Raw genomic sequence first — 15,828 nt, 5'->3', positions numbered from 1 at the left:
CAATGATTCGCTTTGAACACGTCAGTAAAGCCTATCTCGGTGGGAGACAAGCGTTGCAGGGAGTGACCTTCCATATGCAACCGGGCGAGATGGCCTTTCTGACCGGCCATTCTGGCGCAGGGAAGAGTACTCTGCTCAAGCTTATCTGCGGTATCGAACGGCCCAGCGATGGGAAGATTTTTTTCAGCGGCCATGACATTAGCCGCCTGAAGAGCCGTGAAGTGCCGTTCCTGCGTCGTCAGATTGGGATGATCTTTCAGGATCACCACCTGCTGATGGACAGAACCGTGTACGACAACGTGGCCATCCCGCTGATCATCGCGGGCGCCAGCGGCGAAGATATTCGCCGCCGCGTGTCTGCGGCATTAGATAAGGTCGGCCTGCTGGACAAAGCGAAGAACTTTCCTATCCAGCTTTCCGGCGGTGAACAGCAGCGCGTGGGCATCGCTCGCGCCGTGGTAAACAAGCCGGCTGTGCTGCTGGCGGATGAACCGACCGGGAACCTTGATGATGCGCTGTCGGAAGGTATTCTGCGCCTGTTCGAAGAGTTTAACCGCGTGGGCGTAACGGTGCTGATGGCGACTCACGATATAGGGCTTATCTCACGTCGCAATTACCGTATGTTGACCCTCAGCGACGGCCATTTGCATGGAGGCCTGGCAGGTGAATAAACACAGTGCGCTCAACCATATCAAGCGCTTCAGCAACAAGCTGGATAAAATCAACCAACTGAATAAGTTAGGCGACCTTGGCCGTTCGGTGAAAAAACGTGGCAAAGGGCCGCAGTCTAAAAGTAAATCCCTGAAAGGCGGCGTGAATGAGCAGTTCCGCTACGCCTGGGAAGGGGCGCTTCAGGATCTGAAGAGCAAGCCGCTGGCGACCTTCCTGACGGTCATGGTGATTGCCATCTCCCTGACGCTGCCGAGCGTTTGCTATATGGTTTACAAGAACGTAAACCAGGCGGCGACCCAATATTATCCGTCCCCGCAAATCACCGTTTACCTCGATAAGGCGCTGGACGATAACGCCGCGCAGCAGGTGGTGGGCGCGATTCAGGCGGAGGAGGGCGTGGATAAAGTTAACTACCTCTCCCGCGAAGAAGCGCTGGGCGAGTTCCGTAACTGGTCGGGCTTTGGCGGCGCGCTGGATATGCTGGAAGAGAACCCGCTGCCCGCCGTGGCCGTGGTGAACCCTAAACTGGATTTCCAGAGCACGGATCATCTGAATACGCTGCGTGATCGCGTGGCGAAGATTCATGGCGTCGATGAAGTGCGCATGGATGACAGCTGGTTTGCCCGTCTGGCGGCGCTGACAGGGCTGGTCGGGCGAGTGGCGGCGATGATCGGCATCCTGATGGTTGCAGCGGTGTTCCTCGTCATCGGTAACTCGGTGCGTTTGAGCATCTTTGCCCGCCGCGATACCATCAACGTGCAGAAGCTTATCGGGGCAACCGACGGCTTTATTTTGCGTCCATTCCTGTATGGCGGTGCGCTGCTGGGCTTTAGCGGTGCGTTTCTGTCGCTGATCCTGTCTGAGATTCTGGTGATGCGCCTCTCTTCGGCGGTGACGGAAGTGGCGCAGGTGTTCGGGACTAAGTTCGATATCAGCGGGTTGGGCTTTGACGAATGCCTGCTGCTGTTGCTGGTCTCGTCGATGATCGGCTGGCTGGCAGCCTGGCTTGCCACTGTTCAACATTTACGCCGTTTTACGCCGGAGTAAAAAGTTTTTGATATACTCATTCCCTGCTACGATAACGTCGTCCGCAGGGAGTGCGTTTTACACCGTAGTGACCCCTGCGATGCTGCAATAACCGTCACACTTTGTGTGTAATCTATTCACAGCTTTACATTGAACTTGTGGATAACATCACTGTCTGAGAGTACAGTGAAGGGTACGGTCTGGGCCTGACGTGTTGTCGGTGCGCCTCAGCCACTTGAATGGCAAGCCGTACTTAGTCTCTAAGAGAGGGTTTGAATGACCAAAGAAATGCAAAATTTAGCTTTAGCCCCTGTTGGTAACCTGGAGTCGTATATCCGGGCTGCAAACGCCTGGCCGATGTTAACGGCTGAGGAAGAGAAGGAGCTGGCTGAAAAGCTGCATTACCAGGGCGATCTGGAAGCAGCGAAAAAGCTGATCCTGTCTCACCTGCGCTTTGTTGTTCATGTTGCGCGTAACTATTCCGGCTACGGCCTGCCGCAGGCAGACCTTATCCAGGAAGGCAACATCGGCCTGATGAAAGCAGTACGCCGTTTTAACCCAGAAGTGGGTGTTCGCCTGGTCTCCTTTGCGGTGCACTGGATCAAGGCTGAAATTCATGAATACGTGCTGCGTAACTGGCGTATTGTGAAAGTCGCGACCACCAAAGCACAGCGTAAGCTGTTCTTTAACCTGCGTAAAACCAAGCAGCGCTTGGGCTGGTTTAATCAGGACGAAGTCGAAATGGTGGCCAACGAGCTTGGCGTGTCCAGCAAAGACGTGCTTGAGATGGAGTCACGCATGGCGGCGCAGGATATGACTTTCGACATGTCGAATGACGACGACGCTGACGGTCAGCCGATGGCGCCGGTGCTCTTCCTGCAGGATAAGTCTTCCAACTTTGCCGACGGCATTGAAGACGACAACTGGGAATCTCACGCCGCAGACAAACTGAGCGATGCGATGCAGGGCCTGGATGAACGCAGTCAGCAGATCATTCGCGCGCGCTGGTTAGATGAAGACAACAAAAGCACGCTGCAGGAACTTGCAGACCGCTATGGCGTTTCCGCCGAGCGCGTTCGTCAGCTTGAAAAGAACGCGATGAAAAAATTGCGCGCCGCTATCGAAGCTTAACGCCGATACACACGTCGCACTAAGAGCGCCCCACTTTATGTTGGGGCGTTTTGCTTTTTATGCTCCGGCATACATGCCAGCAGCACGGTAAACGCCGCTTCCATTTCGCGCTCCGGCAGGCTGGCGAACCCCATCAATAATCCCTTCTTGCGCCGTTCGGTCAGATAGTAACGCGACAAGGGCCGCACCAGAATATTGCGGGCGTTAGCGCGCTCAGCAATCGCCACATCATCGGCCTCATCAGGCAGATTCAAAATCAAATGCAGCCCGGCGTTATCGCTAAAATCTGACAGCGCCTGTGGCCCGCAGTGGCGGGAGATCAGGTCGGTCAGGAAGGCGCGACGGCGGCCGTAGAGCAGGCGCATCCGGCGAATATGGGCCGAATAATGCCCGGCGGTAATAAACTCTGCCAGCGCCTGCTGAATAAGCGAATGCCCGCCGCGATACAGTTCCGCATGGGCGGTTTTCAGGTCATTGACCAGCGGGCGAGGCAGCACGACGTAGCCGAGCCTTAAACCCGGATAAAGCGTTTTACTGAAGGTGCCGATGTAAACCACCGGCGCGTCGGTGACCAGCCCCTGCAGCGCCGGAATAGGCTGGCCAGAAAAGCGAAATTCGCTGTCGTAGTCATCTTCAATAATCCAACTGCCGTGCTGGCGGGCGAGTGCCAACAGGCGCTGGCGGCGCTCCAGGCTCATCACCGCCCCCAGCGGGTACTGATGAGACGGCGTGACGAAGATTAAGCGCGGCGCTTCGCTCACTTTCTCCGGCGGGCAAAGGCCGTTCTCATCGACGGTGAGCGGCGTGACCCGCACATCATTCATCGTCAGTACGTGGCGGATGCCCCAGTAAGAAGGTTCTTCGATCCACGCCAGGTCGTCTCTGTCGCACAGCATCCGGGTGACCAGATCGATAGCCTGGTGGATCCCTTCGGTGATCAGGATTTGGTCGACCTGGCAGTTTACTCCTCGGGAAACACGCAGGTAATCGACCAGCGCATGCTGCAGTTCAGATGTGCCGCCGTTGCAGCTATAGCTCAGGCGCTCCGGTTTAGGACGGCGGCTGATGCGCGCCTGGATCTTGCTGAATAGCGGATGAGGGAAGGCGTTGACGTCTGGTACACCGGGAATAAAAGCTCCCCACTGGCGCGGGCTGGCGCTCACCTGAGAAAGAAGATGCTGCCCGCGGCGGGAAATAGATACCTCAGGAGCCGGAGCCGTGCCACCTTCGGCAGGGCTTCCCGTGGAGGTGAAGCGATCCGGCAGCGTTTTTTCAACAAAAGTGCCGCTGCCCTGGCGGGATGAAACGTACCCCTCGGTCATAAGCTGCTCATAAACTGTTAACACAGTGTTACGGGAAATGCTGAGTTCGCTGGCTAAGTCGCGGGAGGCGGGCAGGCGGCTATGGGGCGGCAATGAGCCATCCAGAATGGAACGGCGCAGCGCGTTATAAAGACGTTTATGCAGCAGGATATCGGTCTCTGCCTGCAGCCTGACAAGAATCAAATCACCCACTAAGTCTCGCAATTGGATCCCTCAGATAAACTGAATTGGCACTCGATTATAGGGCCAATACCTGTGTAAATAAACGACATTGTTTCTGATTTGTTGCGATAAAGTGACTGACTTAACAGGAGAGACCAAGGTGAAAAGTGCAGAGCTGAATCAGCGTCGTTTACAGGCCACGCCGCGCGGTGTGGGCGTGATGTGTAGCTACTTTGCAGAGAAGGCAGAGAACGCCACTCTGTGGGATGTGGAAGGCAACGAGGTTATCGATTTTGCCGCCGGGATCGCCGTGCTGAACACCGGCCATCGTCACCCGAAAGTGATTGCCGCTGTAGAAAAACAATTGCAGGCCTTTACCCACACGGCTTACCAGATTGTCCCTTATGAAAGCTACGTTTCACTGGCCGAGCGTATTAACGAACTGGCGCCGATTGACGGCCCGGCGAAAGCCGCGTTCTTCACCACCGGTGCAGAAGCGGTTGAGAATGCGGTGAAAATCGCCCGCGCTTATACCAAACGCCCCGGCCTGATCACCTTCGGCGGCGGCTTCCATGGTCGTACCTTTATGACCATGGCGCTGACCGGCAAAGTGGCACCGTACAAAATCGGTTTTGGCCCGTTCCCTGGCTCCGTCTACCACGCGGTTTACCCGAATGCCGCTCACGGCGTGACGACTGACGATGCGCTCAAAAGCCTGGACCGTATCTTTAAAGCTGATATCGCCGCGGATCAGGTGGCGGCCATCATACTGGAGCCGGTTCAGGGAGAAGGCGGCTTCAACGTGGCGCCCCCTGAATTTATGCAGGCGCTGCGCCAGCTGTGCGACACCCACGGTATTCTGTTGATTGCCGATGAAGTGCAGACCGGCTTCGCGCGTACCGGCAAGCTGTTTGCGATGGACTATTACGACGTCAAAGCCGACCTGATGACGATGGCGAAAAGCCTGGCCGGTGGCTTCCCGCTGTCCGGCGTTGTGGGCCGTGCCGAAGTGATGGATGCCCCTGCGCCTGGCGGCCTGGGCGGAACTTATGCGGGCAACCCGTTGGCGGTTGCGGCGGCTCATGCGGTGCTGGATGTAATCAACGAAGAACAGCTATGCAAACGTGCCACCCAGCTTGGTGAACACCTGAAAGAAGTGCTGAATCAGGCGCGCCAAAGCTGCCCGGCAATTGTCGACGTGCGTGGGCAAGGCTCGATGGTTGCAGTGGAGTTTAACGATCCGCAGACCGGGAAACCTTCGCCGGAATTTACCCGCGAAGTTCAGCTGAAAGCTCAGGCACAAGGGCTGCTGCTGCTGAGCTGCGGCGTCTACGGCAACGTTATCCGCTTCCTTTATCCGCTGACCATTCCTGATGCTCAGTTCACCAAAGCGCTGGCCATTCTGTCCAGAGTACTTAAGGGCTAATCCCCGTAGTTTGCGGCGGCAGGGAAGCCCGCCATACACAAGGCGGCCGCAGCATTTTTTGCCCAGCGTGAAGTGGTTTATCACCCTGATATCCCCTGTTTTCCGGCGGACGTTACCGCCGGAGTAATACGGAAAATATTATGTCTGAAAACTCCACCTTCTCTCCCGCCGTTGCGCGCGGGGAGCGGACTGCTGTCCCCGGTAAATCCCTGAGTTTCGTTGAAGGCGTGTCGATGATTGTCGGCACTAACATTGGTGCGGGCGTGCTTTCTATCGCCTATGCCTCGAGTAAAGCAGGATTCTGGCCGCTGCTATTCTGGCTGGTGCTGGTGGGCAGCCTGACCACCGTGACGATGCTTTACGTCGCTGAATCCACTTTGCGTACCCGTCAGCATTTACAGCTCAGCGGGCTGTCGCTGCGCTACGTCGGGCGCTTTGGCGCGCTGATGATGTTCCTTTCCGTCTGCGTAAACAGCGTCGGGGCGTTGACCGCCTATATGACTGGCAGCGGCAAACTGTTGCACTCTTTGTTTGGTATCTCCCCGGCCCTGGGCAGCGTGCTGTTTTTCATCCCGGCGGCGGGCGTGCTCTACATGGGCCTGAAAGCCATCGGGCGTGGGGAAAAGTTTATTAGCGTCGGCATGGTGGTGATGATCGCGGTACTGGTGATTGCGACTTTGCTGAAAGAGACGACCAGCGTCGGCTACCTGCTGGAAGGCAACTGGCTTTATATGGTGCCGGTGTTCAACGTGGTGGTGTTCTGCTTCTCGGCGCAGTACATCGTGCCGGAGATGGCGCGTGGTTTTGCCGACAAGCCCGAAAAGCTACCGAAAGCCATCCTCGTTGGCATGGTGGTGACCTTCGCGCTGCTGGCCCTGGTGCCGATGTCGGTCATCATGCTTAACGGGCTGGACGATATCTCTGAGGTGGCGACGATTTCCTGGGGGAAAGCGCTGGGAGAGTGGGCATTCTTCTCGGCGAACCTGTTTGCACTGTGCGCCATGCTGACGTCGTACTGGGGGCTGGGCGGGAGTTTCCTGACCAATATCTTTGACCGCTTCCGCCTGGGCAGCGATGAGCCTTCTCTGAAGCGTTTTCTGGTACTGCTGGTGGTCGCGATCCCGCCGTTTGTGCTGGCCTACAGCGGGCTGGTGTCGTTCGTGAATGCGCTCTATTTTGCGGGCGTGTTCAGCGGCGTGATTTTGTCGATTATGCCGATCCTGATGATTAAAGGCGCCCGCCGCAGCGGCGATGTCACGCCCGGCTGGACCTGCCCGGCATTTATGACCCACCCGCTGATCCAGATTTTCATCGTGTTGCTTTACCTCTGCAGTGCCGTTTATGCGGTTGCTTCCGCTCTGGGATATTTGCCGGCAGGTTGGTGATTCCGAGGCCTGCTCCCCCGCGCCCGGAGGCTTTCCGGCGCGGTTTTTTTTTGTCACATTCCCGTTATCTAACCTTCAAATATGTCTTTCCAAATTATCGCAAATGGCGCTATGTTTAGCATAGTGTGCTGCCGTAGCGCCGGCTGCTGCCCTTAAGTTAGCTATCATATGCTTTTCTTATACCTACAAACAGAATAATGCGCTAACAAACAACAACACAACAAATTCAATAACCATAACAATGGGGACTCTCAGGATGAAAATGACGGGTAAAGCCTTACTGGCAGGATGCGTTGCACTGGCAATGAGCCACGCGGCGATGGCAAAAGATATTAAGGTCGCGGTAGTAGGGGCAATGTCTGGGCCGGTCGCGCAATACGGCGATCAGGAGTTTACCGGTGCCGAGCAGGCGGTGGCTGACATTAACGCAAAGGGTGGGATTAAAGGCGACAAACTGGTTATCACCAAATATGACGATGCCTGTGACCCGAAACAAGCGGTCGCGGTAGCGAACAAAGTGGTGAACGACGGCATCAAGTACGTGATCGGTCACCTGTGCTCTTCTTCTACTCAGCCAGCGTCTGACATTTACGAAGACGAAGGCATTCTGATGATCACCCCGGCAGCTACGGCACCGGAGCTGACCGCGCGCGGCTATAAGCTGACTCTGCGTACTACCGGTCTCGACTCCGACCAGGGCCCAACCGCGGCGAAATACATTCTGGAACACGTGAAGCCTAAGCGCATTGCTGTTATCCACGATAAGCAGCAGTACGGCGAAGGTCTGGCGCGTTCCGTGCAGGACGGCCTGAAAAAAGGCGGCGCTAATGTGGTGTTCTTCGACGGGATCACCGCCGGTGAGAAAGATTTCTCCACGCTGGTTGCTCGCCTGAAGAAAGAGAACATCGACTTTGTTTACTACGGCGGCTACCACCCGGAAATGGGGCAGATCCTGCGCCAGTCCCGCGCTGCTGGTCTGAAAACTCAGTTCATGGGGCCTGAAGGTGTAGCGAACGTTTCCCTGTCTAACATCGCCGGGGATTCAGCAGAAGGCCTGCTGGTGACCAAACCGAAGAACTACGATCAGGTTCCGGCCAACAAACCGATTGTGGACGCGATCAAAGCGAAGAAACAGGATCCAAGCGGCGCATTCGTCTGGACCACCTACGCAGCCCTGCAGTCGCTGGCTGCTGGCCTGAACCAGAGCGCAGATCCGGCGGCTATCTCTAAATACCTGAAAGGGGCGACCGTGGATACCGTGATGGGGCCGCTGTCGTGGGATGAGAAAGGCGACCTGAAAGGCTTTGAGTTCGGCGTGTTCACCTGGCATGCCAACGGCACAGCCACCGACGCAAAATAAAAGCAAACGGCAACCCAGGGTTGCCGTTTTAGTGTTTGCTCCCTCTCCCTCCGGGAGAGGGGCGGGGTAAGGGCAGCTTACCTCCCCCAACCGCCGCTCTGCTCGCAGAACCCGGAAGCCTGCATAAACGCCGTCATCACGGCATGATCCTCAACGCCAACATCCGCCAGCCACCAGCGTTTAATCGCCGGGTTATCCCGCATAACCTCTTCCAGCAAATACTGCCCCACGCCTCTGCGGCGGGTAATTTCACGAACGCGCAGAGAATCCAGCGCTCCGGCATCCCCTGTGAGCGTGACGCGCACCGCGCCGAGCAGGCGTTCGTTAAATTTTGCGGCGTAGATCCTTTCACTGTCGCTAAGGGTCAGTGAACCGCTGGAGTATTCCGGCCAGATCTTGCCGAGGTCAATTTTATCCTGAGCGCTAAACTCAAACAGACGAATGATAGTGAGTTTCATAAGTGACCTAACCAAAAAGCGGGAAAACCCCGAGTGTAACCAATTTATTTGCCTCAGACGCTTTATCTTTTTTATGCCGTTCAGCAGTTGATTACTTTTTAGCGAAAAGATAAGCCAGCCTTTAACGCGGCAGATTGAATCCTGACCAGGATAAAGCACTAAAATCCAGTGAATTGTTCGGCTCTTTGTACCGCTATTTTATGCTGATTTTGGTGCTTTTTTTTGTTTAACTATGGCGAAATACAGAATATTATCTCTACTTAATCGCCTGAAAAATAGAGAGTTTAGTCTGATAAATTGTAAAATTTACCGCTAACTCCTTAACGGCACTGATAAAAATGGTCATTGATTATAAAAGGTACTGAGTGCTTTTTAACCAAGTTATGGGGATGGAACGAATGAAGATGAACGCGAAGACATTACTGGCCGGGCTGGTGGCGTTGGCCGTGTCTCACGCGGCAACCGCGGGTGATATCAAAGTGGCTGTTGTCGGGGCAATGTCAGGCCCGGTCGCGCAGTGGGGCGACATGGAATTTAACGGTGCTCGCCAGGCTATCAAAGACATCAACGCCAAAGGCGGGATCAAAGGCGACAAGCTGGTTGGCGTTGAATATGACGATGCCTGCGATCCAAAACAGGCCGTGGCGGTTGCCAACAAAATCGTTAACGACGGCGTGAAGTACGTTATCGGCCACCTGTGCTCCTCTTCCACCCAGCCGGCTTCTGACATCTATGAAGATGAAGGCATCCTGATGATCACTCCGGGCGCGACCAACCCTGAGCTGACCCAGCGCGGCTACGGCATGATCATGCGTACCGCGGGCCTCGACTCTTCCCAGGGTCCAACGGCGTCCAAATATATTCTGGAGCACGTTAAGCCGCAGCGCATCGCGATCATCCACGATAAGCAGCAGTACGGCGAAGGTCTGGCGCGCTCCGTGCAGGATGGCCTGAAAAAAGGTGGCGCTAACATCGTGTTCTTCGACGGGATCACCGCCGGAGACAAAGACTTCTCCACCCTGGTGGCGCGTCTGCAGAAAGAAAATATCGACTTCGTTTACTACGGCGGCTACTACCCGGAAATGGGGCAGATCCTGCGCCAGGCACGCGCCGTTGGCCTGAAAACTCAGTTTATGGGGCCGGAAGGCGTGGGTAACGCTTCTCTGTCCAATATCGCTGGCCCTGCGGGCGAAGGGATGCTGGTCACCATGCCTAAGCGCTATGACCAGGATCCGGCCAATAAAGCTATCGTTGATGAGCTGAAAGCGGCGAAGAAAGACCCGAGCGGCCCGTATGTGTGGATCACCTACGCGGCAGTTCAGTCTCTGGCCACCGCCATGGACCGCACCGGCAGCAAAGATCCTGCTGCGCTGGTGAAAGATTTAAAAGCACACGGTGCGAACACTGTGATTGGGCCGCTGAACTGGGATGATAAAGGCGATTTGAAAGGATTTGAATTCGGTGTCTTCCAGTGGCACGCCGATGGTTCGTCCTCCGTGGCGAAGTAAGGCGAAGGCTGCACAGTCATCCCACCCCCGGCCTATGCCGGGGGTTTTTAAAAGGTTAAGTTATGTCCGAGCAGTTTCTCTACTTCCTGCAGCAGATGTTTAACGGCGTCACGCTGGGCAGTACCTACGCGCTGATCGCCATCGGTTACACGATGGTGTACGGCATTATTGGCATGATCAACTTCGCCCACGGCGAAGTGTATATGATCGGCAGCTACGTCTCTTTCATGATCATCGCCGCGTTAATGATGCTCGGTATTGATGTGGGCTGGATGCTGGTGGGCGCAGGTTTTATTGGCGCCATTATCATCGCCAGCGCCTACGGCTGGAGCATTGAGCGCGTCGCCTACAAGCCGGTGCGTAACTCCAAGCGCCTGATCGCGCTGATTTCCGCCATCGGGATGTCTATCTTCCTGCAAAACTACGTCAGCCTGACGGAAGGTTCGCGCGACATCGCGCTGCCAAGCCTGTTTAACGGGCAGTGGATTGTGGGGGCGAGCGATAACTTCACTGCCACCATCACCACCATGCAGCTGGTTATCTGGGTTGTGACCTTCCTGGCTATGCTGGCGCTGACGCTGTTCATCCGTTATTCCCGCATGGGCCGCGCCTGCCGCGCCTGTGCTGAAGACCTGAAAATGGCCAGCCTGCTCGGGATTAATACCGACCGCGTTATCTCGCTCACCTTCGTCATCGGTGCCGCGATGGCGGCAGTGGCTGGCGTACTGTTGGGCCAGTTCTACGGCGTAATCAACCCGTACATCGGCTTTATGGCAGGGATGAAAGCCTTTACCGCGGCGGTACTTGGCGGCATCGGCAGTATTCCTGGCGCCATGATTGGCGGCCTGATCCTCGGCGTGGCCGAAGCGCTGACTTCAGCCTACCTGAGCACGGAATATAAAGACGTCGTCTCCTTCGCGCTGCTGATAGTGGTGCTGCTGGTGATGCCTACCGGGATCCTGGGTCGTCCGGAGGTTGAGAAAGTATGAAACCGATGCATATTGTTTTTTCGCTGCTCTCCGCAGCCATGTTTTTTGTTTTAGCATCGGTATTTATGGGCGTTCAGCTTAGCCTGGACGGCACCAAACTGGTGGTGAACAGCGCACCTTCCGTGCGCTGGGAATGGGTCTTCATCGGCACCGCTGCGGTGCTGGTGTTCCAACTGCTGCGCCCGCTGTTCCAGAAGGGCATGAAGAAAGTGTCCGGGCCGAAGTTTGTGCTGCCGGCGCTGGATGGTTCCACGGCTAAGCAGAAGCTGTTCCTGGTGGCGCTGTTGGTTGCCGCTGTGGCGTGGCCGTTCCTTGTTTCACGCGGCACCGTGGACATTGCTACATTAACCATGATTTACATCATCCTCGGCCTGGGGCTGAACGTGGTGGTGGGGCTGTCTGGCCTGTTGGTGCTGGGCTATGGCGGCTTCTACGCTATCGGCGCTTACACTTTTGCGTTGCTGAACCACTATTACGGCCTGGGCTTCTGGACCTGTCTGCCGCTGGCGGGGCTGGTGGCTGCTGCCGCAGGCTTCCTGCTCGGCTTCCCGGTACTGCGCCTGCGTGGGGACTACCTGGCGATCGTGACGCTGGGCTTCGGGGAAATCGTCCGTATCCTGCTGCTGAACAACACCGATATTACCGGCGGCCCGAACGGCATCAGCCAGATCCCAAAACCGACCTTCTTCGGCCTGGAGTTTAGCCGTACCGCCCGCGAAGGCGGCTGGGATACCTTCAGTAATTTCTTTAACGTGGCCTACGACCCGAGCGACAGGATTATTTTCCTGTACCTGGTAGCGTTGCTGCTGGTGGTGCTGTCGCTGTTCGTGATTAACCGCCTGCTGCGTATGCCGCTTGGCCGCGCCTGGGAAGCGCTGCGCGAAGATGAGATCGCCTGCCGTTCGCTGGGCCTGAACCCAACCCGTATCAAGCTGACTGCGTTCACCATCAGCGCCGCTTTTGCGGGCTTCGCCGGGACGTTGTTCGCCGCACGCCAGGGCTTTGTCAGCCCGGAATCCTTCACCTTCGCCGAGTCGGCGTTTGTGCTGGCGATTGTGGTGCTCGGCGGGATGGGCTCGCAGTTCGCGGTGATTCTGGCCGCTGTTCTGCTGGTGGTTTCCCGCGAGCTGATGCGTGACCTGAACGAGTACAGCATGCTGGTGCTCGGTGGCCTGATGGTGCTGATGATGATTTGGCGTCCACAAGGCTTGCTGCCGATGACGCGTCCGCATCTGAAGCTGAAGAAAGAGCAAGTGAAAGGAGAGCAGGCATGAGTCAGCCATTGTTATCCGTAAGCGGTCTGATGATGCGTTTCGGCGGCCTGCTGGCCGTCAACAATGTCTCGCTCGAGCTGCATCCACAGGAAATTGTTTCGCTTATCGGCCCGAACGGCGCCGGTAAAACCACGGTGTTTAACTGCCTGACCGGCTTTTACAAGCCGACCGGCGGCACCATTTTGCTGCGCGACCAACACCTGGAAGGCTTACCGGGCCAGCAGATTGCGCGCATGGGCGTGGTGCGTACCTTCCAGCACGTTCGCTTGTTCCGTGAAATGACGGTGATTGAGAACCTGCTGGTGGCGCAACATCAACAGCTGAAAACCGGTATTTTCTCGGGCTTGCTGAAAACCCCAGGCTTCCGTCGCGCTCAGAGCGAAGCGCTGGACAGAGCGGCCACCTGGCTCGAACGTATCGGGCTGCTGGAGCACGCTAACCGCCAGGCAAGCAACCTGGCCTATGGCGATCAGCGTCGCCTTGAAATCGCTCGCTGCATGGTGACCCAGCCGGAAATCCTGATGCTGGATGAACCTGCCGCCGGCCTTAACCCGAAAGAAACCCATGAGCTGGATGAGCTGATCATGGAGCTGCGCAATCATCACAACACCACGGTGTTGCTGATTGAGCATGACATGAAGCTGGTCATGGGCATTTCTGACCGTATCTACGTGGTGAACCAGGGAACGCCGTTAGCCAACGGCACGCCGGAGCAAATCCGCAACAACCCTGATGTCATTCGCGCCTATCTGGGTGAGGCTTAAGATGGAAAATGTAATGCTGTCGTTTGATAAGGTGAGCGCCCACTACGGCAAAATTCAGGCGCTGCACGACGTCAGTCTGCATATTAAACAGGGCGAAATTGTTACGCTCATCGGCGCTAACGGCGCTGGTAAAACGACGCTGCTTGGCACGCTTTGCGGCGACCCGCGCGCGACCAGCGGCCGCATCGTGTTTGATGGCAAAGATATTACAGACTGGCACACCGCGCGCATCATGCGTGAGGCCGTGGCGATTGTGCCGGAAGGGCGCCGTGTTTTCTCCCGCATGACGGTGGAAGAGAACCTGGCGATGGGCGGCTTTTTTGCCGAACGTGACCAGTTCCAGTCGCGTATTAAGCGCGTCTACGATCTGTTCCCGCGTCTGCACGAACGCCGCATTCAGCGGGCGGGTACCATGTCCGGCGGTGAGCAGCAGATGCTGGCGATAGGCCGCGCACTCATGAGCCAGCCGCGTCTGTTACTGTTAGATGAACCGTCGCTGGGTCTGGCGCCTATCATCATCCAGCAAATTTTCGACACCATTGAGCAGCTGCGCAGCGAAGGGATGACCATCTTCCTCGTGGAGCAGAACGCCAACCAGGCGCTGAAGCTGGCTGACCGGGGCTACGTGCTGGAAAACGGCCACGTCGTGCTGGAAGACACCGGCGATGCGCTGCTGGCGAACGAAGCGGTGCGCAGCGCTTATTTAGGCGGCTAATAAAAGCATAACGGCAACTTCGGTTGCCGTTTTTTTTTGTTTGCACTCTCTCCCTGTGGGAGAGGGAACAGCATGGGTTGAGTTTGAATTATTCAGGGAATACACGGGGAAAGAAAAATATATCTCCCGTCGACAAAGAAACATTTCATTCACTCCGCTGTAACTATTCTGTCATCCAGCCGTTATTTTTCTGTCATTCGAGCGTGTCATGTTACCTCGCGAGCATAAAACGCGTGATTTCGCGCATCCGGCACAACAAGAGAGATAACCGAATGACATCGTTACGACACACAGCTTTAGCGCTGACGCTTGGTCTGGCATTTGCCTCCCAGGCGATGGCCGTTACCACGATTCCTTTCTGGCATTCAATGGACGGGGAACTGGGTAAAGAAGTGGATTCTCTGGCAAACCGTTTCAATGAAACGCACCCTGATTACAAAATTGTGCCGGTTTATAAAGGCAACTACGATCAAAGCCTGGCGGCGGGTATCGCGGCATACCGTTCCGGTAACGCCCCGGCCATCCTGCAGGTATATGAAGTTGGCACCGCGACCATGATGGCTTCCAAGGCTATCAAACCGGTCTACGAAGTGTTTAAAGACGCTGGCATCAACTTCGACGAATCTCAGTTTGTCCCGACCGTGGCCGGGTACTACACCGACTCTAAAACGGGCCACCTGCTGTCCCAGCCTTTCAACAGCTCCACCCCGGTGCTGTACTACAACAAAGACGCTTTCAAGAAAGCCGGTCTGAACCCGGATCAGCCACCTAAAACCTGGCAGGACGTGGCGGCATACAGTGCCAAACTGCGCGCAGCGGGCATGAAGTGTGGCTACGCCAGCGGCTGGCAGGGCTGGATCCAGTTGGAGAACTTCAGCGCCTGGCACGGCCTGCCGTTCGCCACCAAAAACAACGGCTTTGACGGCACTGATGCCGTGCTGGAGTTCAACAAACCTGAGCAGGTGAAACACATTGCCCTGCTGGAAGAGATGAACAAGAAGGGCGACTTCACCTATTTCGGTCGTAAAGATGAGTCCACCGAGAAGTTCTACAACGGTGACTGCGCGATCACTACCGCGTCTTCCGGCTCTCTGGCTGACATTCGTCAGTACGCGAAATTCAACTACGGCGTAGGCATGATGCCTTACGACGCAGACGTGAAAGGCGCGCCACAGAACGCCATCATCGGTGGGGCAAGCCTGTGGGTAATGCAGGGCAAAGACAAGCCAACCTACAAAGGCGTGGCCGAGTTTATGCAGTTCCTGGCTAAACCAGAAATCGCCGCTGAATGGCACCAGAAAACCGGCTACCTGCCAATCACCACCGCCGCTTACGAGCTGACTCGTAAAGAAGGCTTCTACGACAAGAATCCGGGCGCGGACACCGCAACTCGCCAGATGCTGAACAAGCCACCGTTGCCGTTCACCAAAGGCCTGCGTCTGGGCAACATGCCGCAGATTCGTACCGTGGTTGACGAAGAGCTGGAATCCGTCTGGACCGGTAAGAAAACGCCACAGCAGGCGCTGGACGCTTCCGTTGAGCGTGGTAACCAGCTGCTGCGCCGCTTCGAGCAGTCTACCAAGTCTTAAGTTCTACCCTCGTCCCCTCCCAAAAGGAGGGGGCAAAGTACCGCGCT

Annotated in this window: 14 protein-coding genes; 12 read left to right on the top strand and 2 right to left on the bottom strand. The window is 56.2% G+C overall.

What is annotated here, in order from left to right; all coding sequences use genetic code 11:
* Positions 1 to 2 precede the first annotated feature (2 nt).
* From ftsE to rpoH, 3 genes are all read left to right on the top strand, one after another.
* Positions 3 to 671, top strand: coding sequence for a cell division ATP-binding protein FtsE (ftsE, locus tag F3J26_RS15460; protein WP_008458576.1), 669 nt, complete (start codon positions 3 to 5; stop codon positions 669 to 671).
* Positions 664 to 1,719: a permease-like cell division protein FtsX gene (ftsX, locus tag F3J26_RS15455; RefSeq protein WP_008458575.1), complete on the top strand. Its 1,056-nt coding sequence runs from the start codon at positions 664 to 666 to the stop codon at positions 1,717 to 1,719. The genes ftsE and ftsX overlap by 8 nt, the downstream gene beginning before the upstream one ends.
* A 255-nt stretch (positions 1,720 to 1,974) precedes the next feature.
* Positions 1,975 to 2,829: an RNA polymerase sigma factor RpoH gene (gene rpoH, locus F3J26_RS15450; protein WP_008458573.1), complete on the top strand. Its 855-nt coding sequence runs from the start codon at positions 1,975 to 1,977 to the stop codon at positions 2,827 to 2,829.
* Positions 2,830 to 2,864: 35 nt separating this feature from the next.
* On the opposite strand, the gene pdxR is transcribed toward rpoH, so the two are convergent.
* On the bottom strand, positions 2,865 to 4,355 hold the full coding sequence (pdxR, locus tag F3J26_RS15445) for a MocR-like pyridoxine biosynthesis transcription factor PdxR (protein WP_166994694.1): 1,491 nt from the start codon (positions 4,353 to 4,355) through the stop codon (positions 2,865 to 2,867).
* 118 nt (positions 4,356 to 4,473) lie between these two features.
* On the opposite strand from pdxR, the gene F3J26_RS15440 reads away from it, so the two are divergent.
* The 3 genes from F3J26_RS15440 to F3J26_RS15430 all read left to right on the top strand — a co-directional run bounded on the left by F3J26_RS15440 (position 4,474) and on the right by F3J26_RS15430 (position 8,484).
* On the top strand, positions 4,474 to 5,739 hold the full coding sequence (locus F3J26_RS15440; protein ID WP_166994692.1) for a 4-aminobutyrate--2-oxoglutarate transaminase: 1,266 nt from the start codon (positions 4,474 to 4,476) through the stop codon (positions 5,737 to 5,739).
* Positions 5,740 to 5,879: 140 nt separating this feature from the next.
* Entirely contained in the window at positions 5,880 to 7,124 is a 1,245-nt protein-coding gene (locus F3J26_RS15435) for an aromatic amino acid transport family protein (RefSeq protein WP_166994690.1), read from the top strand.
* 256 nt (positions 7,125 to 7,380) lie between these two features.
* Positions 7,381 to 8,484, top strand: coding sequence for a branched-chain amino acid ABC transporter substrate-binding protein (locus tag F3J26_RS15430; RefSeq protein ID WP_008458563.1), 1,104 nt, complete (start codon positions 7,381 to 7,383; stop codon positions 8,482 to 8,484).
* Between the two features lie 77 nt (positions 8,485 to 8,561).
* Here the strand turns inward: F3J26_RS15430 and panM are convergent, their stop codons facing one another.
* Positions 8,562 to 8,942: an aspartate 1-decarboxylase autocleavage activator PanM gene (gene panM, locus F3J26_RS15425; protein ID WP_166994688.1), complete on the bottom strand. Its 381-nt coding sequence runs from the start codon at positions 8,940 to 8,942 to the stop codon at positions 8,562 to 8,564.
* 398 nt (positions 8,943 to 9,340) lie between these two features.
* Here panM and livK point away from each other — a divergent pair, with 398 nt between their 5' ends.
* The 6 genes from livK to ugpB all read left to right on the top strand — a co-directional run bounded on the left by livK (position 9,341) and on the right by ugpB (position 15,781).
* The gene (livK, locus tag F3J26_RS15420; RefSeq protein ID WP_166994686.1) at positions 9,341 to 10,450 is read left to right on the top strand and encodes a high-affinity branched-chain amino acid ABC transporter substrate-binding protein LivK; all 1,110 of its coding nucleotides are present in this window, start codon (positions 9,341 to 9,343) and stop codon (positions 10,448 to 10,450) included.
* A 62-nt stretch (positions 10,451 to 10,512) separates the two neighbouring features.
* A complete protein-coding gene (gene livH / locus F3J26_RS15415) occupies positions 10,513 to 11,439 on the top strand; it encodes a high-affinity branched-chain amino acid ABC transporter permease LivH (RefSeq protein WP_008457946.1) in 927 nt (308 codons plus the stop codon).
* On the top strand, positions 11,436 to 12,713 hold the full coding sequence (locus F3J26_RS15410; RefSeq protein ID WP_008457943.1) for a high-affinity branched-chain amino acid ABC transporter permease LivM: 1,278 nt from the start codon (positions 11,436 to 11,438) through the stop codon (positions 12,711 to 12,713). Before livH ends, F3J26_RS15410 begins: the two co-directional genes overlap by 4 nt.
* The gene (livG, locus tag F3J26_RS15405) at positions 12,710 to 13,477 is read left to right on the top strand and encodes a high-affinity branched-chain amino acid ABC transporter ATP-binding protein LivG (protein ID WP_008457941.1); all 768 of its coding nucleotides are present in this window, start codon (positions 12,710 to 12,712) and stop codon (positions 13,475 to 13,477) included. Before F3J26_RS15410 ends, livG begins: the two co-directional genes overlap by 4 nt.
* Before the next feature lies 1 nt (position 13,478).
* Complete coding sequence (gene livF, locus F3J26_RS15400; protein WP_085938903.1) at positions 13,479 to 14,192, top strand: high-affinity branched-chain amino acid ABC transporter ATP-binding protein LivF; 714 nt, start codon at positions 13,479 to 13,481, stop codon at positions 14,190 to 14,192.
* A gap of 272 nt (positions 14,193 to 14,464) precedes the next feature.
* On the top strand, positions 14,465 to 15,781 hold the full coding sequence (gene ugpB / locus F3J26_RS15395; protein WP_008457936.1) for a sn-glycerol-3-phosphate ABC transporter substrate-binding protein UgpB: 1,317 nt from the start codon (positions 14,465 to 14,467) through the stop codon (positions 15,779 to 15,781).
* The last annotated feature ends 47 nt before the right edge of the window (positions 15,782 to 15,828 follow it).

The organism is Enterobacter sp. Ap-867, from assembly GCF_011752855.1.
Lineage (GTDB): Bacteria > Pseudomonadota > Gammaproteobacteria > Enterobacterales > Enterobacteriaceae > Cedecea.
This window is presented reverse-complemented; position numbering and strand designations above follow the sequence as displayed.

What these genes read in the sequence shown, in the direction of transcription:
- livG (WP_008457941.1), top strand. Translation starts at nt 12,710, where the DNA reads ATGAGTCAGCCATTGTTATCCGTAAGCGGTCTGATGATGCGTTTCGGC.
- F3J26_RS15435 (WP_166994690.1), top strand. Translation starts at nt 5,880, where the DNA reads ATGTCTGAAAACTCCACCTTCTCTCCCGCCGTTGCGCGCGGGGAGCGG.
- livF (WP_085938903.1), top strand. Translation starts at nt 13,479, where the DNA reads ATGGAAAATGTAATGCTGTCGTTTGATAAGGTGAGCGCCCACTACGGC.
- livK (WP_166994686.1), top strand. Translation starts at nt 9,341, where the DNA reads ATGAAGATGAACGCGAAGACATTACTGGCCGGGCTGGTGGCGTTGGCC.
- rpoH (WP_008458573.1), top strand. Translation starts at nt 1,975, where the DNA reads ATGACCAAAGAAATGCAAAATTTAGCTTTAGCCCCTGTTGGTAACCTG.
- panM (WP_166994688.1), bottom strand. Translation starts at nt 8,942, where the DNA reads ATGAAACTCACTATCATTCGTCTGTTTGAGTTTAGCGCTCAGGATAAA.
- livH (WP_008457946.1), top strand. Translation starts at nt 10,513, where the DNA reads ATGTCCGAGCAGTTTCTCTACTTCCTGCAGCAGATGTTTAACGGCGTC.
- F3J26_RS15410 (WP_008457943.1), top strand. Translation starts at nt 11,436, where the DNA reads ATGAAACCGATGCATATTGTTTTTTCGCTGCTCTCCGCAGCCATGTTT.
- ugpB (WP_008457936.1), top strand. Translation starts at nt 14,465, where the DNA reads ATGACATCGTTACGACACACAGCTTTAGCGCTGACGCTTGGTCTGGCA.
- F3J26_RS15430 (WP_008458563.1), top strand. Translation starts at nt 7,381, where the DNA reads ATGAAAATGACGGGTAAAGCCTTACTGGCAGGATGCGTTGCACTGGCA.
- ftsE (WP_008458576.1), top strand. Translation starts at nt 3, where the DNA reads ATGATTCGCTTTGAACACGTCAGTAAAGCCTATCTCGGTGGGAGACAA.